Origin of the sequence: Mycobacterium sp. 2YAF39 (assembly GCF_052114565.1) — a bacterium.
GTDB lineage: Bacteria > Actinomycetota > Actinomycetes > Mycobacteriales > Mycobacteriaceae > Mycobacterium.
Genome location: NZ_JBFREZ010000018.1, coordinates 22,797 through 49,216 on the forward strand (window position 1 = coordinate 22,797; position 26,420 = coordinate 49,216).

A 26,420-nucleotide genomic window follows, 5' to 3' on the forward strand; every position below is an offset into this window, starting at 1 on the left:
GTGGCTACGCGGTGAGTCGACTCACCCCTTGATAGCGCTGATCAGACTGATCGTCGCGGTCATCGAACCGGCGTCGGAGTCGGGCGAGGGCACCGGACGGCCGTGTGCGCGCAGATAGTCGGGCAGCGGCGTGACATCCGCCCGCCAACCCCGGGCACCGAACCACTGAGCTGCTGGTTCAGGTTGCTCGTTGTAGACGAGCTGGAAGAACGGGCCGCCGTGCGCGGTGGTCCCGCCCGCACGCTCTTCGGCTTGCTTGGCGGCAAATACCGCGGCGTCCATCGGGACCGCCTCCTCGAGCGCGGCGCGGCTCCCCGGGGCCGACATCGCGTCGATGCCGGTGAAGAGTTGAATCTGCGCTGTGGCAGGCAGATAGATCAGCAGTCCCTCGACGATCCAGGCGGACGGCAAGGACGGATCGAACCCGTGCGCCAGAAGTGCGCGCGGCCAGTCGTCTCGCAGGTCGACGGCGACTTCGCGGCGTTGTGCGCCTGCCCGGCACCCGGCCAGCGCGTCCCGCTTGAATTTCAGGACCTGGGGCTGATCCAGTTCGTAGACGACGGTCTCCGCAGGCCAGTCGAGCCGGTACGCACGTGAGTCCAGACCGGCGGCGAGCAAGACGATCTGCCGGACGCCCGCCGCGGCGGCCTTGACGAAGTACGTGTCGAAATACTTGGTCCGAACGCCCTGGAAATTCACGAAATCGCTACCGAATGCCGATTTCAGCGCGTGGTCGGGCGCCGTGCCGTCGAGGAGGTCGGCCCATGGGCCGCCCACCGTGCGGCAGAAGATCTCGGCGAAGGGATCGACGGCGACGGGGGTCTGCTTCTGTGCCTCCAGTGCCCGTGCTGCGGCGACGAACAATGCCGTCGAACCAACGCTCGTCGTGATGTCCCAGGTGTCATGTTCGGTACGCATGTGCCCGTTTCTACGCGCGCAATCTGACAACTAGCTGACGCGCCAGGTGACACCATATTGACGTGGGCGACGGGCGGGTGCACTACGCGCGCAACGGGGATGTACGCCTCGCGTACCGGATCTTCGGCGATTCAGGACCGGTCGTGGTCTGGTCCGCCGGCTGGGTCGTGAGCAACGTCGACACCGTCGACGAACCCCACAGTCCGTACAAGCGGTTCATCGACTTGATCTCCGAATCGGTCCAATTCGTGGTGTGGGATCGACGCGGTACAGGTCTTTCCGACCCAGCCGGCGATGTTCTCACCTTCGACGACAGAGTCGACGACCTGCGCGCCGTCATCGACGCGGTCGGCGCCGAGCGCCCCGTTCTCGTGGGATCGAGCGAAGGCGGGTCGATCTGCCTCCTCCTCGCCGCCCGCTACCCCGAGCGGCTCAGCCTCCTCGCTCTGTACGCGACGGCGGCGCGGTTCTCCCAGGATCTGCCCGACTTTCCCTGGGGCTTCACCACATCCGAGATCGAAGCGCAGATCGACGAGATCGATCGCGACTGGGGTGAGGGCGCGCTCGCGGAATTGTTCTACGGACAGGCCGCCGATACCCCAGGCGTGCGCGAAATGTTCGGCAAGCTGCAACGGTCGATCACCAGTCCGGCCATGGCCAAGCTGCGATGGCGCACCTTCATGGACGTCGATGTGCGGGGTGTGCTCGCCTCGGTGCACACGCCGACCCTGGTGCTCGCCAGGCCCGGCGACCGGTTCGTCCCCGTAGAAGCGGCCCAGGCATTGGCTGCAGGCATTCCGAATGCACGATTCGAGTCGTTGCCCGCCGGTTCACACAGCAGCTTCGACATACTCGACGAGCTCTGTGACGCCGTGTTGCAGTTCATCGGCAAGAGCCCCAGCCAGCCTGCGGACGAACGACTCCTCAGGACGGTGATGTTTACCGACATCGTCGGCTCCACGGAACGGTTGAGCGCACAAGGTGATTCGCGCTGGCGCCACCAGCTCGACAGCCACGACGACCTCGTCGATCACATCGTCTCGACGTTCGGCGGTCACCGCGCGAACCACACCGGCGACGGCATACTCGCGATATTCGATGCGCCCACCCGGGCCGCACGGTGCGCGCTCGACCTGTTACCCGCCCTTGCCGGACGCGGTATCCCGATCCGGATCGGCATCCACACCGGCGAGTGCGAGCGGCGCGGTGACCAATGGAGCGGGATCGCCGTACATACCGGTGCGCGCATCGGCGCAATGGCCGGCGAGGGCGAGGTGCTGGCCAGCCGGACGGTGCGCGACCTGTCCGCGGGCTCGGAATTGAACTTCGAAAGCCTTGGCCCCCAACGGTTGAAAGGCCTACCCGAGGAGATCGACGTCTACCGCGTCAAGGCGCCCTAAGTCAGCGGGCGACCGGTCCGCATCCGCCAGTCGAGATCCCTCAGCATCCAGTTGAAGGGGAACCGCCGGACGAACCGCGGCATCAGGTTGTTGATCCTTCCGACCACCGCCATCACGCGATTGAACCTGCGCTGCTTGGCCGCATTCCACGGGAGTCGCATCTCGTCGCGGAAACGTTGCGGCAGAAAGCCTGTGGTCATGAAGAGGTTGACCGCGTCGACTCGCTTCTGCAGCGGGCGGGGCAGCGTGGCGTTACCGAGGCGGCCGGCAGCGATCGGCCACAGGTACTCGTACACCGCATCGTCGATGTGGATCTGATCCAGCGACTGCTGCCAGTACTCGTCGAACGCCTTGCGGTCTGCCGGCCACATCTCCGGAGGAACCTGCAATGTCGTGCCGAGCGTCATACCTTCGCGATAGTGGCGGTCCGCGGCGTCGTCGTCCATCTCGCCGACGAAGATGCGGTGGACATCGACGAACCCCTTGTAGAGGCACGCCGCCACCCACATCTGCAGGTCCTTGTCGAAGGCGTTGTACTGCACGGGGCTGTCGGGCTTCGAGTACACCTCGGCGTGAGACTTGTTCACGGCGCGGCGGTAGGTCTTCTTTTGCTCGTCACTGCCCGACAGGGCGACCGCGAGATAGGTGAACGTGGTCCTGGCGCGCTTGATGGGGTGCCGGTCTGCCCGACCGGTTTCGACGCGGCTGTCCTTGACGCCGTAGCCGACGCCGGGCCGAGCGAGCTCCATGATCACGTTGGCGCCGCCGGACAACAATCCGATGAACGCAGCATCGTCGGACCTGTACATCCACCGTGGCGGCCGCCTACCGCCAGCGAGCACCGGATCGTTGAGTGGACGCCCGACGTGGTCGATCGGCTCTCTGACCTTCATTGGTCGGCCCCTATCGGCAAATGTGATAACGTGTGTTTCCTGATCTTGCCCGCGGAGCTGACGGGTGTCAAGATGGCATTCATGGCACAGGTGCGCCCGTATCGCGGCGTCGACGCGGGTGAACGTGTCGCCGGTCGGCGGCGAACGCTGCTGGACGCCGGACTGGAACTGCTCGGCGCCGCGGGTAAAGACCCCGCCGAACTGACGGTGCGGGCCATCTGCGGGCAGGCCACCTTGGGTTTGCGGTACTTCTACGAGAGCTTCACCGACAAGGACCACTTCGTCGGGGCGGTTTTCGATTCGGTCATCGCCGAGATCGCCGCGACCACCCAGGCCGCCGTTGCGTCAGCACCACCCGAAGAGCAGGCCCGCGCTGCGATGGCCAACATCGTGCGCACCGTCTCCGCCGATACCCGGGTGGGTCGTCTTCTGTTCAACGTCGAGCTGTCCAACACGGTGATCGTGCGCAAACGCGCCGAGTCGTCGGCGTTGTTCGCCGCGCTGCTGTTTGCGCACGCCGGCGCGCACGGGGCGCTGGAGAACGATCACGTCAGGGCCGCATCGCATTTCGCGGTGGGCGGGGTCGGGCAGACGATCAGTGCGTGGCTGGCAGGCGATATCAGCCTCGGCCACGACGAACTGGTCGACGCGCTGGCCGCGATGATCGATCAGCTCGCAGCGATGCCGCCACGAACCTAGACGGTCACCCTCGGCCGGCGATCAGCCGCGGTCTTGGGCGCGGTGTTGTTGTCGCTCTCGGTGAATTCCTTTGTCCAGCACGCAAACTCGAGCGTGATGCCGTCCGGATCCAGGAAGTAGAACGACCGCACATAGACACCGGGGTGCACCGTCGCAGAGACCTGCTGCTTGCTCTCGTCGTGGTTGAGGACCGGGCCGACGCGCACACCCTTGTCCTTCAGGCGCTGACGGTACTCGTCGAACTTCTCCGCAGGTACGTGGAACGCCAGGTGATTCATGGTGCTCACCGCGCTGACGATGTCACCGATGCCCGGGATCGCCTCGGGCGACGAAATACCCGGAACGCGGTCCGGGGCGTCGGCGAACCAGAAGAACGCCACGCAATCGCCGTTGCCCGCATCGAAGAAGAAGTGTTGCCCCATGCCGCCCGGCAGGTCGAGCGACTTGATCAGCGGCATACCAAGCACATTGCTGTAGAAGTCGACGGTCCTCGCCATATCCGCACACACCAGTGCGACATGGTTGATACCGCCGAGCTCGAACTCGGAATTTGAATTATTCGGCTTGATCATCTCTGGCTGCTCCTCTAGTCAAGCTCGAATTCTGAATCTAACATCAGGTTCAGTTTCGATCAATGGAGAGGCCGTGACCGCTAGCCCACGCGAGCAGCTGCCAACGCTGCGCGGCCGTCAGACGCAGGCGGCGATCGACGCGGCGGCCCGCTCGGTCATTGCCCGTAAAGGCATTCTCGCGACCACGATTTCGGACATCGCCGCGGAGGCAGGCAAGTCGACAGCATCGTTCTACAACTATTACGACTCCAAGGAAGCGATGGTCCGCGAGTGGGCCCTGCGCTTCCGCGACGAGGCCAGGGAGCGATCCCGCGCGGCGGCCGAACCGGGACTTTCGGACTGGGAGCGTTCGTACGAGGCGGTGGCCGCGCACTGGCACACCTATCGCCACCAGCTCGCCGAGATCATCAGCGTGTCGCAGCTGGCGATGGTCAACGACGATTTCGCCGAGTACTGGAACGACATCTGCTCACTGCCCATCGCCCTGATCACTCGGATGGTGAAACACGCTCAGCAAGATGGCTTCTGTGTCGGCGACGACCCTCATCTGATGGCGGTGGCGCTCGTGTCGATGCTCAACCAGTTCTGCTACACACAGCTTTCCGGAGACAGGGCCGGATCCGTCGACGACGAAGGATGCATCACCGCTCTGGCGAACGTCTTCTACCGGGCGATCTATCACAAGGGGGCGGTATGACGAAGGCACCGGCGAGCGGCGCAACTCCGGGCGTGACCCGTGAATTCGTCGGAGTGCAGTCGCCGACCGCACGCCGGGCCGGTGCGGGCGGAAACCCTTGTCAGGGGCTCTATTACCGCGGCGTGGGACGTAAGCCGAAGGTGGCGATGATCGCCACGCACTATCAGATCGACTTCTCCGAACACTATCTCGCCGACTACATGGCGACCCGTGGCATCGGGTTCCTCGGCTGGAACACCCGCTATCGCGGCTTCGAGAGCAGTTTCCTGCTCGATCACGCCCTGGTGGACATCGGCGAAGGCGTGCGGTGGCTGCGTGAGGTTCAGGGTGTGGAAACAGTGGTGCTGCTTGGTAATTCAGGCGGCGGCTCACTCATGGCCGCCTATCAGGCCCAAGCCGTCGATCCGCACGTGACACCGCTGGAGGGCATGCGGCCCGCGGCGGGCCTCAACGACCTGCTGCCTGCGGATGCCTACATCGCGAGCGCCGCCCATCCCGGTCGGCCCGAAGTGCTCACCGCGTGGATGGACGCCTCCGTCGTCGACGAAAACGATGCTCTCACCAGCGATCCCGATCTCGATCTGTTCAGATCGCAGAACGGACCACCGTTCTCCGCTGAATTCGTCGAGCGCTATCGGGCGGCGCAGACCGAACGCAACAACGCCATCACCGACTGGGCCGAGGCCGAACTCAAGCGCGTCCACGCCGCCGGATTCTCCGACCGTCCGTTCACGGTGATGCGGACGTGGGCCGATCCGCGCATGGTCGATCCCAGTCTGGAACCCACCAAGCGGCCTGCCAACATGTGTTACGCGGGGGTCCCGGTCAAGGCCAACCGGTCAGCACACGGCATAGCGGCGGCCTGCACGCTACGCAGCTGGATCGGTATGTGGAGCCTGCGGCACGCCCAGACCCGCGCCGAACCGCACCTGGCGCGTCTGACGTGTCCCGCGCTGGTCATCAACGCCGAGCAGGACACCGGCGTATATCCATCCGACGCGCAACGCATCTACGACGCACTCGCGAGCGAGGACAAGTCGCAGTACTCGGTCGACACCGACCACTACTTCATGTCTCCGGGCGCGCGAAGCGAGAAGGCCGATACCATCGCCAAGTGGATCGCGAAGCGGTGGCGCTAAGAGTCCTGGCGCACTACGTTCCCGGCGACAAGGTCACGCAGTTCGTTGCGCCAGAAGCGGATTGGCTCGACATCCGCTATTGCGCCGAGGACGACGACGACACGTTCTACCGCGAGCTGACCGAAGCCGAAGTGATCTGGCACGTGCTGCGGCCGATCTCCGCGGACGATCTCGCGAAGGCTCCGCGTTGCATGCTCGTACACAAGCTGGGCGCGGGCGTGAACACCATCGACGTCGAGACGGCGACCCGGCTGGGCATCGCCGTGGCGAACATGCCCGGCGCCAACGCTCCCTCTGTCGCCGAAGGCACCGTGCTGCTGATGCTTGCGGCGCTGCGACGACTGACCGAGCTCGACCGCGCCACCCGCGAAGGCGCGGGCTGGCCGTCGGATCCGAGCCTGGGCGAGACGGTGCGTGACATCGGCGGGTGCACGGTCGGTCTGGTGGGCTACGGCAACATCGCCAAACGGGTGGAAACCATCGTGACGGCGATGGGCACTCCCGCTTCCCGGGTATTGCACACCAGCACCCGCGACGACGGCCACCCGGGCTGGCGACCACTGTCCGAGCTGCTGCCCGCCAGCGACATCGTCTCGTTGCACATCCCGCTGACCGACGCGACCGCGGGCTTGCTCGACAGCGCCGCGCTGGCTTCGATGAAGCCCGACGCAGTGCTGGTCAACACCTCACGCGGCGCGGTGGTCGATGAGGACGCTCTCGTGGCCGCGCTGCGCGGGGGCGGTGTGGCGGCAGCGGGTCTTGACGTCTTCGCCACCGAACCGATTCCGGCGGGTAATGCGCTGCTCACGCTGCCCAACGTAGTGCTGACACCGCACGTGAGTTGGTACACCCGGGACACGATGCAGCGATACCTGGCCGAGGCCGTCGACAACTGCCGCCGCATCCGGGACGGCCGGGACCTCGCCAATGTGGTGAACGGTATCGTGGTTCCCAACCGACCGGTTAATAGGGAAACACCGCCGCCACAATGAGGTGCAACAGCTATGCCCATCGCTATCACCACTGAGCACAACGACCTGGCCGATTCGGTTCGGTCCCTGGTAGCGCGGGTAGCGCCGTCGGAGGTGCTGCACGAGGCTCTGGAGACACCGGTTCCCAACCCGCCGCCGTATTGGAAGGCCGCCGCCGAACAGGGCCTGCAGGGTGTGCACCTGGCGGAATCCGTTGGCGGACAAGGCTTCGGCGTGCTCGAGCTGGCGATCGTGCTCGCGGAGTTCGGTTACGGCGCGGTACCAGGGCCCTTCGTGCCCTCTGCGATCGCCAGCGCCCTGATCGCCGCCAACGACCCCGACGCCAAGGTGCTCAACGACCTGGCGTCCGGCGAGGTGATCGCGACCTACGCGATCGACTCCGGCCTGACGGCCACCAGACAGGGCGAGGACCTGGTCATTCGCGGCGAGGTGCGAGCCGTGCCCGCGGCCGGCCAGGCGACGATGCTGGTGCTGCCCGTGGCGATCGACAGCGGAGTGGAATGGGTGGTGCTCGACGCCGAGGCGCTGGAGATCGAAGCCGTCGCAAGCGTGGACCCCCTTCGCCCCGTGGCCGATGTGCGCGCCAACGCCGTCGAGGTCGGCGACGACCGCGTGCTGAGCAACCTGAGCCGTGACCACGCGCGGGCCGTCATTTCGACGCTGCTTTCCGCGGAGTGCGTCGGCGTCGCGCGGTGGGCGACCGACACCGCAACGGCGTACGCCAAGATTCGCGAGCAGTTCGGTCGCCCGATCGGCCAGTTCCAGGCCATCAAGCACAAGTGCGCCCAGATGATCGCCGACACCGAGCGGGCGACCGCCGCGGTGTGGGACGCGGCGCGGGCCATCGACGAGCACAGCCAGAACCCAACGGATGAAACGGCTTTCGAGTTCGCCGCGGCCGTCGCCGCGACATTGGCACCCGCAGCCGTGCTGCACACCACCCAGGACTGCATTCAGGTGCACGGCGGTATCGGCTTCACCTGGGAGCACGACACCAACGTGTACTACCGCCGCGCGCTCCTGCTGGCCGCGTGTTTCGGCCGCACGGGTGACTACCCGCAGCATGTCGTCGACATCGCGACGAGCACCGGACCGCGCAAGCTCAATATCGATCTTGACCCCGATACGGAGAAGCTGCGCGACGAGATTCGCGCGGAAGTCGCAGGGCTCAAGGCGATTCCGGCCGAGGAGCGCACCACCGCGATCGCCGAGGGCGGGTGGGTGGTCCCCCACCTGCCCAAGCCATGGGGCCGCGCCGCCAATCCCATCGAACAGATCATCATCGCCCAGGAGTTCAGCACCGGCCGGGTCCGTCGTCCCGCCATGGGCATCGCGGCATGGCTGATCCCCTCGGTGGTGGCGTTCGGGACCGAGGAGCAGCAGCAGCGCTTCCTGCCACCGACACTGCGCGGCGAGATGATCTGGTGCCAGCTGTTTTCCGAGCCCGGCGCCGGATCCGATCTCGCCAGCCTGACCACCAAGGCCACCAAGGTCGACGGCGGCTGGCGAATCACCGGCCAGAAGATCTGGACCACCGGGGCGCAGTACTCCCAGTGGGGCATGCTGCTGGCGCGCACGAATCCGAGCGCGCCGAAGCACAACGGCATCACCTACTTCCTGCTCGATATGAGCAGTGACGGCGTCGAGGTGAAGCCGCTACGTGAGTTGACCGGCAACGCGATGTTCAACACCGTGTTCATCGACGACGTCTTCGTCCCCGACGACATGGTGCTCGGTGAGGTGGACCGTGGCTGGGAGGTCAGCCGCACCACCCTGACGGCTGAGCGCGTGTCGATCGGCAGCACTGAGCCGCCATTCCTGCCCACCCTCGACGGCTTCGTCAACTACATGCGCGATGGCCAGTTCGATCAGGTCGGGCAGCACCAGGCCGGACATCTGATCGCGGAAGGACACGCCGCGAAGGTGCTCAACATGCGGTCGACGCTGCTGACGTTGGCAGGCGGAGATCCGATGCCGGCGGCGGCCATCTCCAAACTGCTGTCGATGCGCACCGGTCAGAAGTATGCCGAGTTCGCGGTTTCGTCGTTCGGCACCGACGGCGTCGTGGGCAATCCGGAGACGCCGCAGGGCAAGTGGGCCGAGTTCCTGTTGGCCAGCCGGGCAACGACGATCTACGGCGGCACGTCGGAGGTTCAGCTCAACATCATCGCCGAGCGGCTACTCGGGCTGCCCCGCGATCCGTAGGAAACCCCTAATTCGGGGTCTACTATCGAAATAGGCGTCTGCCTATTCGAGTTGGTGGTATGTATGCGCGTTCTCAAGAGTCGAGTGGTTCCGTTCGTGTTCTCCGGAGCCGCCGCACTGGCATTCCTCGTCACACCGTCCGTGTTTACGGCGGCGCAGGACACCGACGATTCACAATCTGTCGCTCTGCCCTGCTACATGGGCACGACGTTCCCGAACCCCTACGGTCGCAGTTGCACGATTCCCGGCCCACAACACAAGATCCGCGGTTCTGCGCCCGATGCCAACGCGATCATCGCGTGCCGCGGCATTCCGGGATGCCTCTCCTGGTACGTCAACAACCCCTAGTCGACGTCCATTTCGCGCAGTTCGCGCTTGAGGATCTTGCCGGTGGGATTTCGTGGCAGCTCATCGAGGAAAACGACCTCACGCGGCACCTTGTAGCGGGCCAGGTTCTCGCGCACGTACGTCTTGATCGCGTCCTCGTCGATCGAGGCACCGTCGACCTTGACGACGAAGCAGCGCAACCGGTGTCCCCATTCCTTGTCCTCGACACCTAGCGCGGTGGCCTCGACGACCTCGGGATGGCCGCTCACCAGATCTTCGATCTCGGCAGGGAACACGTTCTCGCCGCCGGACACGATCATCTCGTCGTCACGGCCGCTGACGTACAGCAGATCGTGCTCATCGAAGTAGCCGACGTCGCCGGAGGACATCAGCCCGTCGATGATCTGCTTGTGCCCGCCGCCGGTGTAACCCTCGAAGGGGAAGGTGTTGCCCACGAAGATGCGGCCCACCTCGCCCTGGGGAAGCTCGTTGCCGTTGTCGTCGAGGATCTTGACCTTGACGCCCTTGACGACGGGACCGACCGTGCCGGGGTTGATCGACAGATCCTTCGGCCGCGCGATGGTCGCGAACGCGATCTCCGTCGAGCCGTAGAGGTTGTAGATGACGGGGCCGAGATCCTTGAGGGCCCGTGACGCCAGTTCAGCGCCCAGCTGTGACCCCGATACGAAAGCGATGCGCAGCGAGGACAGGTCGGGTTTCGGTTGAGTCTTCTCGAGCTCGTCGAGCAGGCGCGACAGCATCACCGGCACGACCACGATCGCGGTGGCCCGGTTCTTCTCGATATCCGCAAGGACGGTCGCGGGCTTGAAGCGCCGGCGCAGCACGAGCGTGGAGCCCAGCATCATCGCGATCGTGGCGTGCAGGAAGCCCAGCGCGTGGAACATCGGCGCCGGAAGCGAGGTCACCTCGCCCGCCTTGAACGGCACGTGCGACAGCACGCCGCCGATCGGCGCGAGCGACGGCGGGGTGCTGCGGTTGGCGCCCTTGGGTGTGCCGGTGGTCCCGCTGGTCAGGATGATGATCGACGAATGCCTGGTCGCCTTGGGCGCCAGCTCCGAGCTGCTGCGCGCAATCAGGTCGGCGATGGTCTCATCGGTACTGCCGGACGGCTCGTCGGAGTCCGGGTTGGTCGCAAGGGCCCGCAGCTTGCCGAAGTCGGGGTCGGCTTGTGAGACGGCCTCGGTGTACTCGTCGTCGTAGATGATGACCTTCGCGCCCTCGCGCTCGGACACCTCCTTGATCTGCGGCCCCGAGAACTCGCTGTTGAGCAGGATGATGCGGGCGCCGACGCGGGCCGCCCCGTACACCGATACGAGGAACCACCGGTGGTTGCGCGCGAGGATCGCGACCCCGTCGCCGCCCTTCACCCCCATCGCCCGCAGCCCGTTGGCGACGGCGTGCGCCGCGTCGTCGAGCTCTTTGAACGTGAACTCGCCGTCGTCATCCACGACGGCCACGCGATCGGGGGTACGGCGTGCATTCAGCGCGGGAATCATGCCGAACTCACCCCAGCGCCGGATGTCGGCGAGGAACGCCGCGATGTTCTGCGGCGCCTCCAGCTTCAGCGCGCCGGCTTCGAACATCTTGCGGGCGTAGTGCAGCTCGGCCGACCCACGCTCGGCATACTGCTGAATTTTGGCCGCTGCCTGCAACGGAAGATCAGTTAGCTTGGGCATGAACCCACAATATGTGACGAGCGTCGCAGGGCGGCTCGGAACCTAACATGGACTTATGCCCGCCCCACTCCACTTGGAGGTCGACGGCCAGCAGGTGCCCATCACCAACCCGGACAAGGTGGTGTTTCCCGCTTTCCAGGGCAACGGGGGTGTCACCAAGATGGACCTGATGCGCTACTACCTGCGCGTCGCCGACGGAGCGCTGCGCGGGGTGGCGGACCGGCCGATGATCCTCAAGAGGTTCGTCAAGGGAATCACCGAAGAGGCCGTGTTCCAGAAACGTGCCCCCGCGAAACGTCCCGACTTCGTCGAGGTCGCCGAGCTGAAGTACGCATCGGGGACGTCGGCGAAAGAGGCGGTGATCCGCGACGCCGGCGGTCTGGTCTGGGCGGTCAACCTGGGCTGCGTCGATCTCAATCCGCACCCGGTGCGCGCCGACGACCTGGCCCATCCCGACGAGTTGCGTGTCGACCTCGACCCCATGCCGGGCGTGGATTGGCGCCAGATCGTGGAGGTGGCGCTGGTCGCGCGCGGCGTGCTCGAGGACTACGGGCTGACGGCGTGGCCGAAGACGTCTGGATCGCGCGGCTTTCACATCTATGCGCGCATCGAACGGCACTGGCCGTTCAAGCAGGTGCGGCTGGCCGCTCAGACGATCGCCCGCGAGGTCGAACGCCGGGCGCCCGACCTTGCCACCAGCCGCTGGTGGAAGGAAGAGCGCGAAGGCGTGTTCGTCGACTTCAACCAGAACGCTTTCGACCGCACCGTGGCGTCGGCGTACTCGGTGCGCGCCACTCCCGACGCGCGGGTGTCGACGCCGTTGTTGTGGGACGAGGTGGCCGACTGCCGTCCTGAGGAATTCACCATCGCCACGGTCGGCGACCGGTTCGAGGATCGGGGCGACCCATGGGAGGGAATCGACGACTCGGCGGGCACGCTCGATGCCCTGCTCGGCCTCGCCGAGGAGCTCGGGCCGCCGGAGAGGGCGCCGCGCGGCGCACGGAGCCGCCCCGGCGGCGACATCGGACCAAAGCAGGGGACGGGTCGGCGTGAATCGGTGATGCCGTTGATCGAGATAGCGCGCACCAAAACCAAAGACGAAGCGATGGCAGCGCTCGACACGTGGCGCGGACGTTACCCGTCGGTAGCTGAAAAGCTCGAAGCGCCAGATGTTCTGGTGGACGGGATGCGTGGCCCCAGTTCGATCTGGTACCGCATCCGGATCAACCTGCAGCATGTCCCCGAGGAACAACGCCCCCCACAGGAGCCGTTACTCGCCGATTACAACCCGTGGGAGAACTACTCGGGACCGCAATGGATGCGCGGCAGCTGAGCGGTATTGCTTTTCCGATCGGAATATGTTCTTACGAAAGTATTAGCGTAGGCACCCGGTTGCCTTACTTTGGCTCACTACCTTGAGGGACAAGTGATCGAGAGGAGGCACACATGTACGGCAATCCAGCATTCGAATGTGGTGGTGCACAGCTCCGTACGGTGTGCCGTCAGTTGGCCACCGTGGTGACGGTCCAGGGCGAGGTCGACGACTCCAACATCGAGAAGGTCACCGCTCTGGCGCTGCGGTTCATCATCGCGGAGAAGCCCTTCGTGCTCGACCTCAGCGGTGTGGATTCCTTTTCAGCACACGGACTTTCGCTGCTGTCCGCGGTCGACGAGCGCTGCTTCTGCAACGATGTGGAGTGGTCGCTGATCGCCAGCGGACCGGTGATCCACGAGGCTTCCGGGCTGAACTTTCCCGTCGCCGACTCGGTACCCGACGCACTCCACCACTTCGCGGACAGCATCGACGAACGTCGTCACATGTTCCCGCTGATGACTCAGCAGATCGCCTAGCAGGAAGGACGTCACATGCTTCTCGACATTCGCTGGCTCGCATTCCTGCTCGGCCGCAGGCATCCGACTCGCACCACGCGCCGCGCCATCGCCGCACAATAGGGGTATGCGCTGGATCGTTGACGGCATGAACGTCATCGGGTCCCGCCCCGACGGTTGGTGGCGTAACCGCCGACTCGCGATGTCCGATTTGATCGAGCGCCTCGAGCGCTGGGCCTCCACGGCGGGCGCAGACGTGACCGTGGTCTTCGAACAGCCGTTGTCGCCGCCGGTCGAATCGTCGGTCATCACCATCGCGCATGCGCCGAAGGCGGCGGCGAACTCCGCCGACGATGAGATCGTCGCGTTGGTGCTGGCCGCCGAAGACCCAGACGAGATCCAGGTTGCGACCTCGGATCGCACGCTGTCCGAGCGTGTCCGCGCCGCAGGCGCGTCGGTCTACCCGGCGCAGCGGCTCCGGACGCTCATCGATCCGCCCTGACGTCCCCTCCGGTCCAGTTGGCCAGCAGCTTCAATGCCGACTCCGACGGCGAACCCGCCGCGGCGGTATAGATGCACAATGTCTGGTCGGGATCACCGAGAACCGCGACGCCTTCGTATTCGATGGTCAGATCGCCCACCAGCGGATGGTGGTATCGCTTGGTGCCGTGGGTGCGTTCGCGCACGTTGTGGTCGGCCCACCAGCGACGGAACTCCGGACTCTTCACCGAGAGTTCTCCCACCAGCTCGACGAGCTGGGGATCGTCGGGGTGACGCCCGGCGTCGAGGCGCAGGGTTGCGACGTTGTCGCGCGCAACCTCGTCCCAGTCCGCGAAGAGTTCACGGGTCGACTCGTCAAGAAAGGTGTACCGCAACAGGTTTCGCTCCCGCGGTGGCAGCGTCTCGAAATCCGTCATCAACGCACGGGCGAGTCTGTTGGCGGCCAGCACATCCATCCGCCGCCCGAAGACGAATGCCGGCGCGACGTCGTCGAGCATCTCGAGGATGCGGCGTATGCCGGGCCGAACCCGCTGAAGGGGTGCGGGTGCGCGCCTCCGAACTCGGCGGGGATTCGTCTTGGCGATCCGGAAGAGGTATGTCCGCTCGGTGTCATCGAGCTGAAGGGCACGGGCGACGGCATCGAGGACCTCGTCGGAGACGTTGAGATGGCGGCCCTGCTCCAAGCGGCTGTAGTAGTCCACGCTCACGCCCGCGAGCTGGGCGACCTCTTCGCGGCGCAAGCCGGGCACCCGGCGCACCCGTCCCGTGCCACCGATCTCGACGTCGTCGACGCTCAGGCGCGCGCGGCGGGTGCGCAGGAAGTCCCGCAGCTCGGCGTTGTGGTCCATGACTCCAGTGTGAGGCCGGTGTGCACCCGCAGCCACGCCAACATAGGTCTGCTGGACCTAGGCAGGGCAGGGCTCGACGACGCGGTAAGCATCGCGCTGTCGCGATGTTGATGAGGGCATGACCAACTCAACCGGCAATTCAACTCACACAAACTCCAACACCACTCTCACCGGACGCGTCGCTGTCGTCACCGGCGCATCCTCGGGCATCGGTGCGGCGACGGCCAAGAGGCTGGCCGCATCCGGCGCCAAGGTCGCTGTGCTGGCGCGCCGTGCCGACCGTCTGGACAAGCTCGTCGCCGAAATCGAGGAAGCCGGCGGAACGGCGCTGGCCAGCGCGGTCGATGTCACCGACGCCGTGGCCGTGCGCGCGGCGGCCGAGCGGGTGGCGAGCGAATTGGGCACCGTCGACCTGCTCTTCAACAACGCAGGCGTGATGCTCCCGGCCCCGGTCGAAGAACTGCCGTTCGATCAGTGGCAACAACAGATCGACCTGAACATCAGCGGGTTGATGCACGCCATCGGGGCGTTCGTTCCGCAGCTCATTGCGTCGGCCGCCGACAAAGGCGTGGCCGACCTCATCAACACCTCGTCGATCGGGGCGCAGAACATCTTCCCGCACTTCGCGGTTTACGCGGGTACGAAGGCCTACGTGACGCACATGTCGCGCACCCTGCGCGTGGAACTCGGAGCCAAGGGAGTCCGCGTCTCGGCGATCGAGCCCGGCATCGTCGAAACCGAGCTGGCGAACCACGTCACCGACGCCGGGGCAACCGAATGGATCGCCGACGCCAAGGGCCAGTTCGACGTGCTGGCGTCCGAGGACGTCGCCGAAGCGATCAATTTCCTGGCGGCGCAGCCGCCGCGCGTCAACATCCAACAGCTCACGATCATGCCGACGGGGCAGGCTTCGTAGCAGCAATCCAGGCGGGCGAGCGACCGAGATGGCGAAGTACGCGATCGAGGTCGCTCGCCCCGTCCGCGGGAGGAAGGGCGACGGCGAACGGGGAGCCCTCGGCTGCCCGGAAATCGCCGTCGGGCACGCCGAGGGCGATGGGCAGCACGGCGCTCACCACGTCGGCAGGCAGCGAGAAGGGCATGTCGATGCTGCGAGCGACATCCCAGCCGTGGACGACATAGTCGACGAAATGAAACCCGATCGCCGTCGCACCCGGCACCACCGCGTCGGGGCCGAATTCGGGCAGCGCGAACGCCGCGTCGAGCACACCCTCCGCACTGAACGCCTCGAGCACATCGTCGGCGGCGGCCGTGTAGACGCCCACGGGGTCGGCGGCCACCGCATCGGCTACGCGGGCCGGCTGCCAGACGGCGAGATCGGCACCGTGCCCGCGGGCGGATGCGGCAAATCCATTGTGCTGCACGGTCATATGCGCCAGCAGGTCGGCGAGGTTCCAGCCGGCACACGGAGTCGGGCGATCCAGGTCGCCGACCGTCACCGATGCGACGACATCGACCGAGGCGCAGACGGCGCGGTGGTGAACCTTGCGAAGATCATCATTAGTAGGCATATGCTTACGATATGCGCAAGTAGATAATCGGTCAATGTCTAATATTCGTCCATGCCGTCCAAGGCGAAGCGTCCCGACCTCGCGGCGATGCTGGCTCCCCTGCTTCGTGGATTGATCGCCGCGGAACTTCCGGTACTCGAGATGCACGACCTGTCGATGTGGGGCTACGCCGTGCTCCTGGCGCTCGACGAGTCGCCCGTGCGTACCCAGGCCGCGCTCGCCGAGGCGATCGGCGCCGACAAGACACGCATCATCCCGACGCTCGACGAACTGCAGTCGAAGGGGCACATCGAGCGGCGCGCCGACCCCGACGACCGGCGGGTGCGCCTGTTGGCCATCACCGATTCGGGGCGAGAGGTGAAGGACCGGGTACAGGCGGGCATCCAGCGCGGCGAGGAACGTTGGCTTTCGGTCCTTTCGGCTGACGAACGCCGGGGGTTCCTGCGCGCACTGCAGGAAATGACGCGCATCCGCGATAACCCTAAGGTCGAAGAGTGAATCGGCTCGATCGCTACTTCGAGATCACGGCGCGAGGATCGACGGTCACCAACGAGATTCGTGGCGGCGTCGTCACGTTCATCGCGATGGCCTACATCATCGTGCTGAATCCGATCATTCTGTCGGGCATCAAGGACGTCACAGGCAACGAGCTGGGATTCCACCAGGTCTCGGCCGTCACGTCCCTGGCCGCGGGTGTCATGACCATCCTGTTCGGCGTGATGTGCCGGTTGCCGTTCGCCTTCGCCGCGGGCCTCGGCCTCAATTCGTTCGTCGCCACCACGCTGGTCGGCTCGCTGAGCTGGCCGGAGGCGATGGGGCTGGTGGTCATCAACGGGCTCGTCATCGTCACGCTGGCGGCGACCGGCCTGCGCAAACTCGTGTTCGACGCCGTGCCGATGCAGCTGAAAATCGCGATCACCGCCGGTATCGGACTGTTCATCCTGTTCATCGGGCTCATCGATGCCGGCTTCGTCGGATCGACGGGAGAGGCGTCGCCACCGGTGGGCCTTGGCCTCGGCGGCTCCGGCGACATCAGCACGATCCCCACCGTCGTGTTCGTGTTCACGCTTCTGGTGACGGGCATCCTCATCGTGCGCGGGGTTCGCGGCGCCATCCTCATCGGACTCATCGCGGGAACAGTCGTCGCTATCGTCATCGAGGCGATCTGGCACCTCGGCTCGGCGGTCGATAAGCCCGGCGGGTGGAGCCTGTCGGTGCCTGCGCTTTCGGGGTCACCGTTCGCACTGCCGGATCTGTCGCTGGCCGGCGACTTCAGCCTGTTCGGCAGCCTCGGCCGCATCGGCACGATCGCGGTCGTCATGTTCGTCTTCACACTGGTCTTCGCGAACTTCTTCGACGCGATGGGCAGCTTCACCGGGCTGGCACGTGAATCCGGCCTCGCCGACGATCAGGGCACCTTCCCGCGCGTGCGTTCGGCGCTGATCGTCGAGGGCGCGGGCGCGGTGGTCGGCGGGGCGGTGTCGGCGTCGTCCAACACCGTGTTCGTCGAGTCCGGGGCGGGTATCACCGAGGGCGCGCGCACCGGTCTCGCGAACCTCGTTACGGGAGTGCTCTTTCTGGCGGCCATGTTCATCACGCCGCTGGCGTCGATCGTGCCGACCGAGGTGGCCGCGGCGGCGCTGGTGGTCGTCGGCGTGATGATGGCCGCTCACCTGCGGCACATCGACATCTCCGACTTCTCTGTGGCGCTGCCGGTCGTGCTCACCGTCGCCACCATGCCGTTCTCCTACTCGATCGCCAATGGCATCGGTGTGGGCTTCATCGTGTGGGTGGTGACACGCTCGGCTGCAGGAAAGGCCCGCGAGATCAGCCCGCTGATGTGGGTAGTCGCCGCGGGTTTCCTGGTCTACTTCGCACGCGGTTGGATCGAGTCACTTCTCGGAATGTGACCCACCGAGATCGTGCGGGCCCGCGGCGGGATAACCGTGTTCCTCGCGTACGGCATCCGAGTACCGCCGAAGCAGAGTGACCGCCTCACCCACGCCGTCGCCGAGACCGTCGAGGACCGGTGCACACAGCCTGTCGGTGTTGACCTCCAGCGCCTCGCGTTCCCGCCTGCCTTGTTCGGTCAGCGTGCCGTCCGCGATGAGCCCGCGGCGTTCCAGTTCGGAGATTCCCGCGTCGAGTTCGGCGTCCGACCAGCCCCTGGACCTGACATAGGTCTTCAGCCGCAGTCCCCAGTACGACTCGGTCAGCAACCCGATCTCGACGGCGCTGTAGCCCGCCGAGGTCCACGCCGCGGTGTGTGCGTCTCCCCGGAATTCGCGCAGCCGGTCGGCGTAGCGCCACGCAGCGCCCAACGGGTCGTCGGGCACGTCGGCCTTCAGCAGACCCGCATAAAGTGGGCGCCCCGCCACCGCGAGCGAGCCGCTGACAGGTCCCAGGAGATTCGCGAGCGCCGAGGCGCCGTCCGGATTGTCCCCGAGAATCCGCCGAAGCTGACCGGTGGCCGCCTCGTCCCTCGCGCGGCAGATCGTCTCCGCTGCGGTCAGTGACCAACCATGTTCGACGGCGGGCACGACCACCGCGGGATTGAAGACGGCGAACGCCGCCGAGACGACCTCACCGGGCACCTGACCCAGCAGCGAACCACGGCTGCAGAAGTACGCGGGCCCGTCGGGCATCGCGACACCCCTGACGCGTCCGGGGCTGTCGGAGAACCCGAGCGTGCGGTACCCAGCGTGGGCCTCGGGAGCGAAATAGACCTGCCCTGCGAACGCCTCCAGCGCACCCGCAAGCACCCGTGCCAAGCGAAACTCCCCATCAGCACTGGTCATTCGCTCAGGGTAACCTCCACACCATGAGGGACACGCGATGAGCGCGGGCCTGTTCGGACTACTCGACGACATTGCCGCGCTGGCCCGGCTGGCTGCCGCATCGGTCGACGACATCGGCGCCGCCACCGGGCGGGCGACCGCCAAGGCGGCAGGCGTCGTCATCGACGACACCGCGGTGACACCCCAATACGTGCACGGCATCACGGCCGACCGCGAACTACCGATGATCAAGCGGATCGCGATCGGCTCGCTGCGCAACAAGCTGATCTTCATCCTGCCCGCGATCCTGTTGCTCAGTCAGTTCGTGCCGTGGCTGGTGACACCGATCCTGATGCTTGGCGCCACCTACCTCTGCTACGAGGGCGCCGAAAAGGTCTGGGGCTGGATATCGGGGCACGAAGCTCACGCCGCACCGACCGCAACCGCGGGCGAGGACGCGGAGAAACAGATGACGTCCGGAGCGATCCGCACCGACTTCATCCTCTCCGCCGAGATCATGGTGATCGCGCTCAACGAGGTTGCGCGCGAGACCTTCTGGTCGCGGTTCATCATTCTCGTGGTGGTGGCGATCGTCATCACCATCGCCGTGTACGGCGTCGTCGGGCTGATCGTGAAGATGGACGACATCGGACTGAACCTCGCGCAGCGCTCGTCGAAGTTCGCGCAAAAGGTCGGCCGCGGCCTGGTCGCCGCGATGCCCAAACTCCTGTCGGCGCTGTCGACCATCGGTACCGTCGCGATGCTCTGGGTCGGCGGCCACATCCTTCTGCTCGGGACGGACACGCTGGGCTGGCATGCGCCCTACGGTTTCGTGCACCACTTCGAAGACCTGGTGCACCGTGCGGTCGCCGAGGGTATCGGCGGCATATTGGCCTGGCTGGTGAACACCGCGGCGTCCGCCGTCATCGGATTGGTGGTCGGGGCCATCGTGGTGGCGATCATGCACGTGCTGCCTTTCGGCAAGAAGCACGACGGCGAAAAGCACTGAACTCAAGCGATTCTGGCTTCGCCTCACGGGGTGTCGCACCAACTGCGTCTCTATCGATCAGGTCCCGCTCGACGTCCACGGATATCCGCCGATGGCTTGTCGAGTAGAGAAACGCCGTCATCGCATGCGTGGCGAATGAGTCTGAAACCATCGCGGGTCTCAGCACCGACTCTGTCTGCGACATCGGCCGCGACGCCAGCCATGACACGGCCGCCAGCCTGCGTCTGCGGGTCTTCTCATACCATCGCAGCGCGCTGGGGATGTCCCCTTTGCCGCGGTCGGATCTCTTGCGTAAGTCTATAAGTGCCTTGCACAACACCATTGTGTCGAGGAGTGCCTGATTGGTCCCCTGCGCGAGGACGGGCGGCATCGTGTGTGCAGCATCGCCGAGCAATGTCACCGCGGCCAGTCGCGGCGCGCGGGGAATCGGATGCCGATAATGCGGGAAAGGCGAGGCCGCCAGATCATCATCGGTCAACGTCGCGAGTACTTGATCGACCCTTTCCGACCAGCCGGCGAAGCTGGACCGGATCACCTCGATGGGTCGTTCGGGTCTGACGAAGTCCGGCGACCACCTCAAGTCGAACCACCACTGGAGGTCGCAGCCACCGGCGGGCCAAAGGCCCAGGCTTCCATGCTGGCCGATGATCTGTTCTGCGACATCGGTCTCCGCGATGTGCGGCGCGGTGATCAGACCCTGCCAGCTACACCAGCCGGTCGGCTTCGCCGGTTTCGCCCCAGCGAGAAGCCGGACCTTTGAGTGCAGACCGTCCGCGCCGATCAGCAAGTCCCCGTCCGCAAAGCTGCCGTCTTCGAACTCGATCCGCACCCCGTCGGGTGTGTTGAACGCTGCGACCACACGGGAATTGCACTTGATGCGGTCGGCAGCGAGGCCCTCCAGCAGGCGGTCGAGCAACACGCGGCGCGGAACCATCCGGACATAGCCGCCCAGCTTCTCCGCGATCGTCTTCACAGCGATGCTGACCAGCGGGCGACCAGTTGACGTCGCGATCCGCATCGTCGACAACAACTGACCAGCTCCCTCCATGTCGACCCCCAGCTGTCTCAGCACCGTTGCTCCGTTCGGCCAGATGGTCACCGCGCCACCGCCAGGCCGCATATCCGGCCGCTGTTCGAAGACGGTGACATCATGTCCGTCGCGCAGTAGTCCCCTGGCGATGGAAATCCCGCCCGCACCGGCGCCGACGACGAGTATCCGGAGTGCGTTCATCTGTAGCCTCCCGTTCGATCCGGCGTAGACACCGGCTACACCGTGAATACGATCCGCAGACAGGTTCTGTTCATCGGGAGTGGTCGACGTCACACAGGACCTATCCTGCTGCGGCCTTCGTCTCGAGAAGCCGGCGCAACCGCGCGGCGGTGCCGCTGGCGGGCACCGGGATGAAGGTCACCAGGCGCAGTTGCGGATGGTCAGACGGTGCCAGTATGTGTTGTTCCATGTGCAGGTCGCCGACGGCGGGATGGCGGAAACGTCGCACGCGGGAGCGCAATGTTTCGATGCCGAAGCTTTCCCAGGCGGACCGGAACGCTTCGCTGGTCTCCTGAAGCCGGCTGACGAGATCGGCGAAGGGCGGATCGTCGAGCCGGGTTCCGGCCTCCGCCCGGAACGACGCGACGTTGTAGACACCGGTGAGTTCCCAGTCCGGCATGAGCGCGCGCAGGTAGGGATCGGTGAAAAGCAGCCACAGGAAGTTGCGGTCGGCGACCTCGACTGTCGCCATGTTCGGATACACCGCCGCATAGGCCTCGTTCCACGCCAATACGGTCCAGTTGGGTGCGATCGCCAACGCCGGGTAGTTCTCGAGGGCGTCGAGCAGTCTCCGCATTCCGGCGGGGACGGTGCCGGGATTGGGATCCTCGCTGGGATGAGGCGCGCCGTATCCGGCCAACGCCAGCAGATACACGTGTTCGGTGTGCGACAGCCTCAGTGTTCTTGCGAGCGAATCGAGGACCTGGCGGGACGGGGTGACATCGCGTCCCTGCTCCAGCCAGGTGTACCAAGTGATGCTGACGCCGGCCAGGTAGGCCACTTCCTCACGGCGCAGCCCGCACGCCGTCCGTCCAGTGATGGGCGGCACACCGAGATCGGCGCGCACGAGGTGACTCCTGCGCGCCCTTAGGAATTGGCCCATCACCGCGGCGTTGTGCTTCACTGTTGCGCCTCACCGGTTTTGGTGGAGCGAGTGTCCGCTCGCTCCAACGATCGATTCCCGTCCCTGTAACCACAATGGCTCGCCGGCGCAAACTTGACGACCCCGCTGTCGTCCATTCTGACTACCCCGCTACCTGCAATCCTCGCCAGGGACCTCGGACATCGCCAGTGGTACTGCCACTACTAGTTGCGGAGCTACCTGCCTTTCCCTCCGTGTCAGTGACATTGTCGATGTAGGGAACTTCAGAATGAGCAGGGACATGGCGATAACCGAAATGGAAGTCACGTCAGTGGATTCCGCTGGGGTCGAGGGACTCTACGACGAGCATGCGACCGCCTTGTGGCATTACGCCTGGCGGTTGACCGGCGATCCGTCGCGCGCTCAGGACGTCGTGCAGGAGACGCTGCTGCGCGCATGGCAGCATCCCGAGGTCGCCAATGACCGCGAGCGGTCGGCACGGTCGTGGCTCTTCACGGTCGCCCGGCACATGATCATCGACGAGAGCCGCTCACTGCGTTTCCGCCGCGAAGTGAGCGCACCGGACGGTTCCGGCGTGCCTGAGCCTGCCGGGCCGGACGACGTGAATGCCGCACTGGACCGGATGCTGATCAACGAGGCCCTTGCCCAGCTGACCCCCGATCACCGCGCGGTCGTTGCGCGTTCGTACGTCCTGGGTTGGACGACTGGAGAAATCGCGGCCGACCTCGGAATCGCCGACGGCACCGTCAAGTCGAGGCTGCACTACGCACTCCGCACGTTGCGGCGAATTCTCTGCGAAATGGGGGTCACACCGTGAAACTGATCGCCCTCGAGGAACATATTCTCCCCGCCGAACTCGTCGAGCAGGTGTTGCCTGCACCGTTGGCGCGCGAAGCGCTGACTGCGAAATTGGTTGACGTAGAGGAGCATCGCCTGCCGGCGATGGACGACGCCGGTATCGACATGCAGGTGCTCTCGGTCACCGCACCGGGATCGCAGCAGGTGCCCGCGGAAGCTGCCGTCGAGCTGAGCAGAGCCCTCAACGATCGCTGTGCCGAGACAATCGCAGCGCATCCCGATCGGTTCAACGCCTTGGCCACGCTGCCCACCCAGGACCCGAACGCGGCGATCCTCGAGGCCAAGCGGGCGATCAGCGAGCTGGGATTCTGCGGTGTCGTGATCAACGGTCACACCGACGGGAGGTTCCTTGATGCGCCTGATTTCGATGAATTTCTCAGCGCCATAGAGGAACTCGACGTTCCCATCTATTTGCATCCCACCTATCCCCCGCAGCAGGTCGCCGAGGTGTACTTCGGCGGCTTACCGGGGCCGACGGGCCGGGCCCTGGCCACCGCGGCATGGGGTTGGCACGCCGAAACGGGCCTGCATGTGCTGCGGCTCGCGGCAGCGGGTGTCTTCACCCGGCATCCCGAACTGCAGATCGTCGTCGGCCACATGGGCGAGAATCTGCCGTTCTCGCTCATGCGGGCGAACTCGGTGCTCAGTCAGGCCGACCCGGCCGCGCCGTCGGTGGCAGACGTCATCCGCGGCCACGTGCACATCACCATCAGCGGCTACACCACGACTCCGCCGCTGCTGTGCGCCATCGCGGTGTTCGGCGCCGACCGCCTCATGTTCGCCAGCGACTATCCCTTCGGCGATCCGATGGTCCATTCACGGTTTCTGGCCGAGGCGCCGATCAGCCCCGCCGACCGGGGCAAGATCGCTTATCGCAACGCGCAGCGGCTGTTTCGCCTCTGAAGGCTCAACGCACCAGCTGACGCAGTTCGGTGGCGGCCGACTGCACCGCATCGGTGATGGCCTCGACCAACGGACTGTCGAGCCTCCAGCACTGCCAGAACAACGGCACGTCGAGGTGTGCGTCGGACACGCGAACGAACGAGCCGTCCGCCAGCGCAGGGCCCGCCGAGGTCTCGGGGAACATGCCCCACCCCAGGCCCGCACGCACCGCGCAGGCGAAGCCTTCAGCTGTCGGTACGAAGTGTTGCGGCCTCGCGATGTCACGACGGAACACCTTGCGCACCAACATGTCCTGTAGCGCGTCATCGCGATTCCACGCCAACGACGGCGCGGTGGCCACCGCATGCGCCGTGAAGCCTTCGGACAGATACCGCTCGAAGTAGGACGGGCCGGCCACCGGCACGTACCTCATCACCCCCAGCGGCCGAACCCGGCACCCTCCTACCGGTGCGCGTTCGGTCGTCACCACCCCCATCACCACACCCTCGCGCAGCAGTCGCGCCGAGTGGTCCTGGTCCTCGATCCGGATGTCGAACGAGACGCCGTCCAGCGCGCCGAATACACCGGTGAACCACGTCGCCATCGAATCGGCGTTGACAGCCATCGCAATACGCGGTGAGGACCCGTCACCGCCTGCCATCTCTGAAAGCGCCTCGGCCTCCAACAGCGCCGTCTGCGCCGCCAACCGCAACAGCGGGATGCCTGCCGCCGTGGCGGTGCACGGTTTCTCCCGCACCACGACCACCTGCCCGACCCGCTGCTCGAGCGCTTTGATGCGCTGGCTGATCGCAGAGGGAGTGACATGGAGCCGGGCCGCGGCAGCATCGAAGGACCCGTGTTCGATCACCGCCGCGAATGCCGCTAACTGTTGACCGTCGATCTGCACATTAGTGATGCTAATGCACAGCGAGGATCATTAGCCCTGCTGTTTCTCCAGCGGTGCATCCTGATCCGGTCTGGGATTGGCGCCCAAGTAGACCACCACGGCGGCGGCGGCCAGGGACAGCGCTCCGACCACCCACAGCGCCAGCTTGGCGTCGCCGGTCAGACCGGTCAGCCATCCGGTGATGTAGGGGCCGCTGAATCCGCTGAGATTTCCGATCGAGTTGATCAAGGCGATGCCGCCGGCCGCGGCCAGTCCGGTGAGGAATGTCGAAGGCAGCGACCAGAAAACGGGCATGGCACACATGACCGAGCAGGTGGACAGGGTGACCGCGACCATCGCCAGATAGGGATTGGTCATGTAGAGCGCGATCGGGATAGACACACCCCCGACGATCGCGGGGATCGCGACGTGCCATACCCGTTCGCCGGTTCGGTCGGAATGGCGCGCCCACGGCACCATCACGATTGCGGCAACGGCGTAGGGAACCGATGTGACGAGGCCGCGCTCGATGATGCTCAGATGCGTGCCGTACTGCTCCTGGAATCCGGCGACGATGGTCGGAAGAAAGAAACCGACCGCGTACAGGCCGTAGGTGATTCCGAAGTAGATGAATGCGAGCAGCAGAATCCTCGGGTGGCTCAGGGCCTTCTTGAGCGGCCAGTGCCGGCCCGTCTCGGCCATCGACCGCTCATAATCCAATACCGTTTCCAGCCAGTCCTTTTCGTCGTCTTTGAGCCAGGACGCCTGGGCTGGACGATCTGTCAGGTAGAACCAGCAGACAAACGCCAGGGCGACCGCGGGCAGGCCCTCGATGAGGAACATGACACGCCAGCCTTCGAGCCCGAAGAAGCCGTGACCCCAATCGATGATCAGTGACGACAGAGTGGACCCGATCGCGGTGGACACCGGTACCGCCACCATGAACAGCGAGATCGCCTTCGAGCGTTGCTTTTCGGGGAACCAGAAGGTCAGGTAGAGAATCACTCCCGGAAAGAAGCCGGCCTCCGCCACGCCGAGCAGGAAGCGCAGGACGATCAGCGTTTCCGCATTGGGCACGAAGGCGATCGCAGTGCTGATGATGCCCCACGTCAGCATGATCCGTGCGAGCCAGCGTCGACCGCCGAACTTGTGGAGCGCAATGTTGCTCGGCACCTCCAGCAGGAAGTATCCGATGAAGAAGATGCCCGACGCGAAGCCGAACATCTTGGCGCTCATCGCGAGATCTTCGTTCATACCGTTCGGCCCGGCGAAGCTGATGTTCACGCGGTCGAGGTAGTTGATGAAGTACAGGAGGATCAGGAACGGGATCAGGCGGCGGGTGACCTTCGTCATCGTCTGCTGCCCCATGGGCGAATCGGAAAGGTGCGTGATCATCGGTGCCCCTTCTGCACAGCCGTTACGAGCGACCGCCTAGAGCATTCCGAGCAGTTGCAAGTCGGTGACGTACTTGACGATCACCGAAGAAGATACGTGGGCGATGTCGTTGTCGGGACCGATCTTGGCTTCCTGCACCGCGGCCTGGAACCGGTCGGCCGGGGCGTAGGAGCCCAGCGTCGGCTCGGGAGCCTGCACATCCTTCGTCCCATG

Annotated in this window: 27 protein-coding genes; 16 read left to right on the forward strand and 11 right to left on the reverse strand. The window is 65.5% G+C overall.

The window, feature by feature from the left end:
- Positions 1-21 precede the first annotated feature (21 nt).
- Positions 22-918, reverse strand: a complete 897-nt coding sequence (locus tag AB4Z42_RS28110) for a class I SAM-dependent methyltransferase (RefSeq protein ID WP_442012527.1) — start codon at positions 916-918, stop codon at positions 22-24.
- A gap of 62 nt (positions 919-980) precedes the next feature.
- Here AB4Z42_RS28110 and AB4Z42_RS28115 point away from each other — a divergent pair, with 62 nt between their 5' ends.
- Positions 981-2,318 carry an adenylate/guanylate cyclase domain-containing protein gene (locus AB4Z42_RS28115; protein ID WP_442012528.1) on the forward strand — a complete coding sequence of 446 codons (1,338 nt, stop codon included), beginning with the start codon at positions 981-983 and terminating at the stop codon, positions 2,316-2,318.
- On the opposite strand, the gene AB4Z42_RS28120 is transcribed toward AB4Z42_RS28115, so the two are convergent.
- Entirely contained in the window at positions 2,315-3,211 is an 897-nt protein-coding gene (locus AB4Z42_RS28120) for an oxygenase MpaB family protein (RefSeq protein ID WP_442012529.1), read from the reverse strand. The genes AB4Z42_RS28115 and AB4Z42_RS28120 overlap by 4 nt on opposite strands.
- 72 nt (positions 3,212-3,283) lie before the next feature.
- Here AB4Z42_RS28120 and AB4Z42_RS28125 point away from each other — a divergent pair, with 72 nt between their 5' ends.
- Complete coding sequence (locus AB4Z42_RS28125; protein WP_442012552.1) at positions 3,284-3,910, forward strand: TetR/AcrR family transcriptional regulator; 627 nt, start codon at positions 3,284-3,286, stop codon at positions 3,908-3,910.
- On the opposite strand, the gene AB4Z42_RS28130 is transcribed toward AB4Z42_RS28125, so the two are convergent.
- The gene (locus AB4Z42_RS28130) at positions 3,907-4,482 is read right to left on the reverse strand and encodes a VOC family protein (RefSeq protein WP_442012530.1); all 576 of its coding nucleotides are present in this window, start codon (positions 4,480-4,482) and stop codon (positions 3,907-3,909) included. The genes AB4Z42_RS28125 and AB4Z42_RS28130 overlap by 4 nt on opposite strands.
- Before the next feature lie 73 nt (positions 4,483-4,555).
- Between AB4Z42_RS28130 and AB4Z42_RS28135 the strand changes: the two genes are divergently transcribed.
- From AB4Z42_RS28135 to AB4Z42_RS28155, 5 genes are all read left to right on the forward strand, one after another.
- Positions 4,556-5,179, forward strand: a complete 624-nt coding sequence (locus AB4Z42_RS28135) for a TetR/AcrR family transcriptional regulator (RefSeq protein WP_442012531.1) — start codon at positions 4,556-4,558, stop codon at positions 5,177-5,179.
- Positions 5,176-6,318 carry an alpha/beta hydrolase gene (locus AB4Z42_RS28140; protein ID WP_442012532.1) on the forward strand — a complete coding sequence of 381 codons (1,143 nt, stop codon included), beginning with the start codon at positions 5,176-5,178 and terminating at the stop codon, positions 6,316-6,318. Before AB4Z42_RS28135 ends, AB4Z42_RS28140 begins: the two co-directional genes overlap by 4 nt.
- A complete protein-coding gene (locus tag AB4Z42_RS28145) occupies positions 6,294-7,310 on the forward strand; it encodes a 2-hydroxyacid dehydrogenase (protein ID WP_442012533.1) in 1,017 nt (338 codons plus the stop codon). Before AB4Z42_RS28140 ends, AB4Z42_RS28145 begins: the two co-directional genes overlap by 25 nt.
- 12 nt (positions 7,311-7,322) lie before the next feature.
- Positions 7,323-9,515, forward strand: a complete 2,193-nt coding sequence (locus tag AB4Z42_RS28150) for an acyl-CoA dehydrogenase (RefSeq protein WP_442012534.1) — start codon at positions 7,323-7,325, stop codon at positions 9,513-9,515.
- A 63-nt stretch (positions 9,516-9,578) separates the two neighbouring features.
- Entirely contained in the window at positions 9,579-9,863 is a 285-nt protein-coding gene (locus AB4Z42_RS28155; RefSeq protein ID WP_442012535.1) for a hypothetical protein, read from the forward strand.
- Here the strand turns inward: AB4Z42_RS28155 and fadD2 are convergent.
- Positions 9,860-11,539: a long-chain-fatty-acid--CoA ligase FadD2 gene (gene fadD2 / locus AB4Z42_RS28160; protein WP_442012536.1), complete on the reverse strand. Its 1,680-nt coding sequence runs from the start codon at positions 11,537-11,539 to the stop codon at positions 9,860-9,862. The two genes, AB4Z42_RS28155 and fadD2, sit on opposite strands and share 4 nt — an antisense overlap.
- Before the next feature lie 55 nt (positions 11,540-11,594).
- Between fadD2 and AB4Z42_RS28165 the strand changes: the two genes are divergently transcribed.
- The 3 genes from AB4Z42_RS28165 (at position 11,595) to AB4Z42_RS28175 (ending at position 13,871) form a co-directional block, all read left to right on the forward strand.
- Positions 11,595-12,872, forward strand: a complete 1,278-nt coding sequence (locus AB4Z42_RS28165) for a DNA polymerase domain-containing protein (RefSeq protein WP_442012537.1) — start codon at positions 11,595-11,597, stop codon at positions 12,870-12,872.
- A 113-nt stretch (positions 12,873-12,985) separates the two neighbouring features.
- Positions 12,986-13,390 (forward strand): STAS domain-containing protein, encoded by a 405-nt coding sequence (locus AB4Z42_RS28170; RefSeq protein ID WP_442012538.1) that lies wholly within the window; start codon positions 12,986-12,988, stop codon positions 13,388-13,390.
- A 106-nt stretch (positions 13,391-13,496) separates the two neighbouring features.
- A complete protein-coding gene (locus AB4Z42_RS28175; RefSeq protein ID WP_442012539.1) occupies positions 13,497-13,871 on the forward strand; it encodes an NYN domain-containing protein in 375 nt (124 codons plus the stop codon).
- Here AB4Z42_RS28175 and AB4Z42_RS28180 read toward each other — a convergent pair.
- Positions 13,855-14,718: a helix-turn-helix transcriptional regulator gene (locus tag AB4Z42_RS28180; RefSeq protein ID WP_442012540.1), complete on the reverse strand. Its 864-nt coding sequence runs from the start codon at positions 14,716-14,718 to the stop codon at positions 13,855-13,857. The two genes, AB4Z42_RS28175 and AB4Z42_RS28180, sit on opposite strands and share 17 nt — an antisense overlap.
- A 118-nt stretch (positions 14,719-14,836) precedes the next feature.
- Between AB4Z42_RS28180 and AB4Z42_RS28185 the strand changes: the two genes are divergently transcribed.
- On the forward strand, positions 14,837-15,634 hold the full coding sequence (locus AB4Z42_RS28185; RefSeq protein WP_442012541.1) for an SDR family oxidoreductase: 798 nt from the start codon (positions 14,837-14,839) through the stop codon (positions 15,632-15,634).
- Here AB4Z42_RS28185 and AB4Z42_RS28190 read toward each other — a convergent pair.
- The gene (locus AB4Z42_RS28190; RefSeq protein ID WP_442012542.1) at positions 15,609-16,247 is read right to left on the reverse strand and encodes a TIGR03086 family metal-binding protein; all 639 of its coding nucleotides are present in this window, start codon (positions 16,245-16,247) and stop codon (positions 15,609-15,611) included. The two genes, AB4Z42_RS28185 and AB4Z42_RS28190, sit on opposite strands and share 26 nt — an antisense overlap.
- 51 nt (positions 16,248-16,298) lie before the next feature.
- Between AB4Z42_RS28190 and AB4Z42_RS28195 the strand changes: the two genes are divergently transcribed.
- Complete coding sequence (locus tag AB4Z42_RS28195; RefSeq protein WP_442012543.1) at positions 16,299-16,745, forward strand: MarR family winged helix-turn-helix transcriptional regulator; 447 nt, start codon at positions 16,299-16,301, stop codon at positions 16,743-16,745.
- Positions 16,742-18,157, forward strand: coding sequence for an NCS2 family permease (locus AB4Z42_RS28200; protein WP_442012544.1), 1,416 nt, complete (start codon positions 16,742-16,744; stop codon positions 18,155-18,157). The genes AB4Z42_RS28195 and AB4Z42_RS28200 overlap by 4 nt, the downstream gene beginning before the upstream one ends.
- On the opposite strand, the gene AB4Z42_RS28205 is transcribed toward AB4Z42_RS28200, so the two are convergent.
- Entirely contained in the window at positions 18,140-19,045 is a 906-nt protein-coding gene (locus AB4Z42_RS28205; protein ID WP_442012545.1) for an SCO6745 family protein, read from the reverse strand. The two genes, AB4Z42_RS28200 and AB4Z42_RS28205, sit on opposite strands and share 18 nt — an antisense overlap.
- Before the next feature lie 37 nt (positions 19,046-19,082).
- Between AB4Z42_RS28205 and AB4Z42_RS28210 the strand changes: the two genes are divergently transcribed.
- Positions 19,083-20,033 (forward strand): DUF808 domain-containing protein, encoded by a 951-nt coding sequence (locus AB4Z42_RS28210; RefSeq protein ID WP_442012546.1) that lies wholly within the window; start codon positions 19,083-19,085, stop codon positions 20,031-20,033.
- On the opposite strand, the gene AB4Z42_RS28215 is transcribed toward AB4Z42_RS28210, so the two are convergent.
- The gene (locus tag AB4Z42_RS28215; RefSeq protein WP_442012547.1) at positions 19,984-21,264 is read right to left on the reverse strand and encodes an FAD-dependent oxidoreductase; all 1,281 of its coding nucleotides are present in this window, start codon (positions 21,262-21,264) and stop codon (positions 19,984-19,986) included. The two genes, AB4Z42_RS28210 and AB4Z42_RS28215, sit on opposite strands and share 50 nt — an antisense overlap.
- Positions 21,265-21,364: 100 nt before the next feature.
- Entirely contained in the window at positions 21,365-22,207 is an 843-nt protein-coding gene (locus AB4Z42_RS28220) for a helix-turn-helix transcriptional regulator (RefSeq protein ID WP_442012548.1), read from the reverse strand.
- A gap of 274 nt (positions 22,208-22,481) precedes the next feature.
- Between AB4Z42_RS28220 and AB4Z42_RS28225 the strand changes: the two genes are divergently transcribed.
- Together AB4Z42_RS28225 and AB4Z42_RS28230 are read left to right on the forward strand one after the other, a co-directional pair.
- Positions 22,482-23,003: a sigma-70 family RNA polymerase sigma factor gene (locus AB4Z42_RS28225; RefSeq protein WP_442012553.1), complete on the forward strand. Its 522-nt coding sequence runs from the start codon at positions 22,482-22,484 to the stop codon at positions 23,001-23,003.
- Positions 23,000-23,947 carry an amidohydrolase family protein gene (locus AB4Z42_RS28230; protein ID WP_442012549.1) on the forward strand — a complete coding sequence of 316 codons (948 nt, stop codon included), beginning with the start codon at positions 23,000-23,002 and terminating at the stop codon, positions 23,945-23,947. Before AB4Z42_RS28225 ends, AB4Z42_RS28230 begins: the two co-directional genes overlap by 4 nt.
- A gap of 4 nt (positions 23,948-23,951) precedes the next feature.
- Here AB4Z42_RS28230 and AB4Z42_RS28235 read toward each other — a convergent pair whose 3' ends face one another.
- Both AB4Z42_RS28235 and AB4Z42_RS28240 read right to left on the reverse strand, forming a co-directional pair.
- The gene (locus AB4Z42_RS28235) at positions 23,952-24,833 is read right to left on the reverse strand and encodes a LysR family transcriptional regulator ArgP (protein WP_442012550.1); all 882 of its coding nucleotides are present in this window, start codon (positions 24,831-24,833) and stop codon (positions 23,952-23,954) included.
- A 30-nt stretch (positions 24,834-24,863) separates the two neighbouring features.
- On the reverse strand, positions 24,864-26,207 hold the full coding sequence (locus AB4Z42_RS28240; RefSeq protein ID WP_442012551.1) for an MFS transporter: 1,344 nt from the start codon (positions 26,205-26,207) through the stop codon (positions 24,864-24,866).
- Positions 26,208-26,420 lie beyond the last annotated feature (213 nt).

Excerpts from the sequence above, each read along its gene's own strand:
- AB4Z42_RS28155 (WP_442012535.1), top strand. The coding sequence starts at position 9,579 with ATGCGCGTTCTCAAGAGTCGAGTGGTTCCGTTCGTGTTCTCCGGAGCC.
- AB4Z42_RS28110 (WP_442012527.1), bottom strand. The coding sequence starts at position 918 with ATGCGTACCGAACATGACACCTGGGACATCACGACGAGCGTTGGTTCG.
- AB4Z42_RS28225 (WP_442012553.1), top strand. The coding sequence starts at position 22,482 with ATGGAAGTCACGTCAGTGGATTCCGCTGGGGTCGAGGGACTCTACGAC.
- AB4Z42_RS28170 (WP_442012538.1), top strand. The coding sequence starts at position 12,986 with ATGTACGGCAATCCAGCATTCGAATGTGGTGGTGCACAGCTCCGTACG.
- AB4Z42_RS28140 (WP_442012532.1), top strand. The coding sequence starts at position 5,176 with ATGACGAAGGCACCGGCGAGCGGCGCAACTCCGGGCGTGACCCGTGAA.
- AB4Z42_RS28210 (WP_442012546.1), top strand. The coding sequence starts at position 19,083 with ATGAGCGCGGGCCTGTTCGGACTACTCGACGACATTGCCGCGCTGGCC.
- AB4Z42_RS28215 (WP_442012547.1), bottom strand. The coding sequence starts at position 21,264 with ATGAACGCACTCCGGATACTCGTCGTCGGCGCCGGTGCGGGCGGGATT.
- fadD2 (WP_442012536.1), bottom strand. The coding sequence starts at position 11,539 with ATGCCCAAGCTAACTGATCTTCCGTTGCAGGCAGCGGCCAAAATTCAG.
- AB4Z42_RS28205 (WP_442012545.1), bottom strand. The coding sequence starts at position 19,045 with ATGACCAGTGCTGATGGGGAGTTTCGCTTGGCACGGGTGCTTGCGGGT.
- AB4Z42_RS28240 (WP_442012551.1), bottom strand. The coding sequence starts at position 26,207 with ATGATCACGCACCTTTCCGATTCGCCCATGGGGCAGCAGACGATGACG.
- AB4Z42_RS28130 (WP_442012530.1), bottom strand. The coding sequence starts at position 4,482 with ATGATCAAGCCGAATAATTCAAATTCCGAGTTCGAGCTCGGCGGTATC.
- AB4Z42_RS28180 (WP_442012540.1), bottom strand. The coding sequence starts at position 14,718 with ATGGACCACAACGCCGAGCTGCGGGACTTCCTGCGCACCCGCCGCGCG.
- AB4Z42_RS28185 (WP_442012541.1), top strand. The coding sequence starts at position 14,837 with ATGACCAACTCAACCGGCAATTCAACTCACACAAACTCCAACACCACT.
- AB4Z42_RS28190 (WP_442012542.1), bottom strand. The coding sequence starts at position 16,247 with ATGCCTACTAATGATGATCTTCGCAAGGTTCACCACCGCGCCGTCTGC.
- AB4Z42_RS28175 (WP_442012539.1), top strand. The coding sequence starts at position 13,497 with ATGCGCTGGATCGTTGACGGCATGAACGTCATCGGGTCCCGCCCCGAC.
- AB4Z42_RS28165 (WP_442012537.1), top strand. The coding sequence starts at position 11,595 with ATGCCCGCCCCACTCCACTTGGAGGTCGACGGCCAGCAGGTGCCCATC.
- AB4Z42_RS28120 (WP_442012529.1), bottom strand. The coding sequence starts at position 3,211 with ATGAAGGTCAGAGAGCCGATCGACCACGTCGGGCGTCCACTCAACGAT.
- AB4Z42_RS28150 (WP_442012534.1), top strand. The coding sequence starts at position 7,323 with ATGCCCATCGCTATCACCACTGAGCACAACGACCTGGCCGATTCGGTT.
- AB4Z42_RS28195 (WP_442012543.1), top strand. The coding sequence starts at position 16,299 with ATGCCGTCCAAGGCGAAGCGTCCCGACCTCGCGGCGATGCTGGCTCCC.
- AB4Z42_RS28125 (WP_442012552.1), top strand. The coding sequence starts at position 3,284 with ATGGCATTCATGGCACAGGTGCGCCCGTATCGCGGCGTCGACGCGGGT.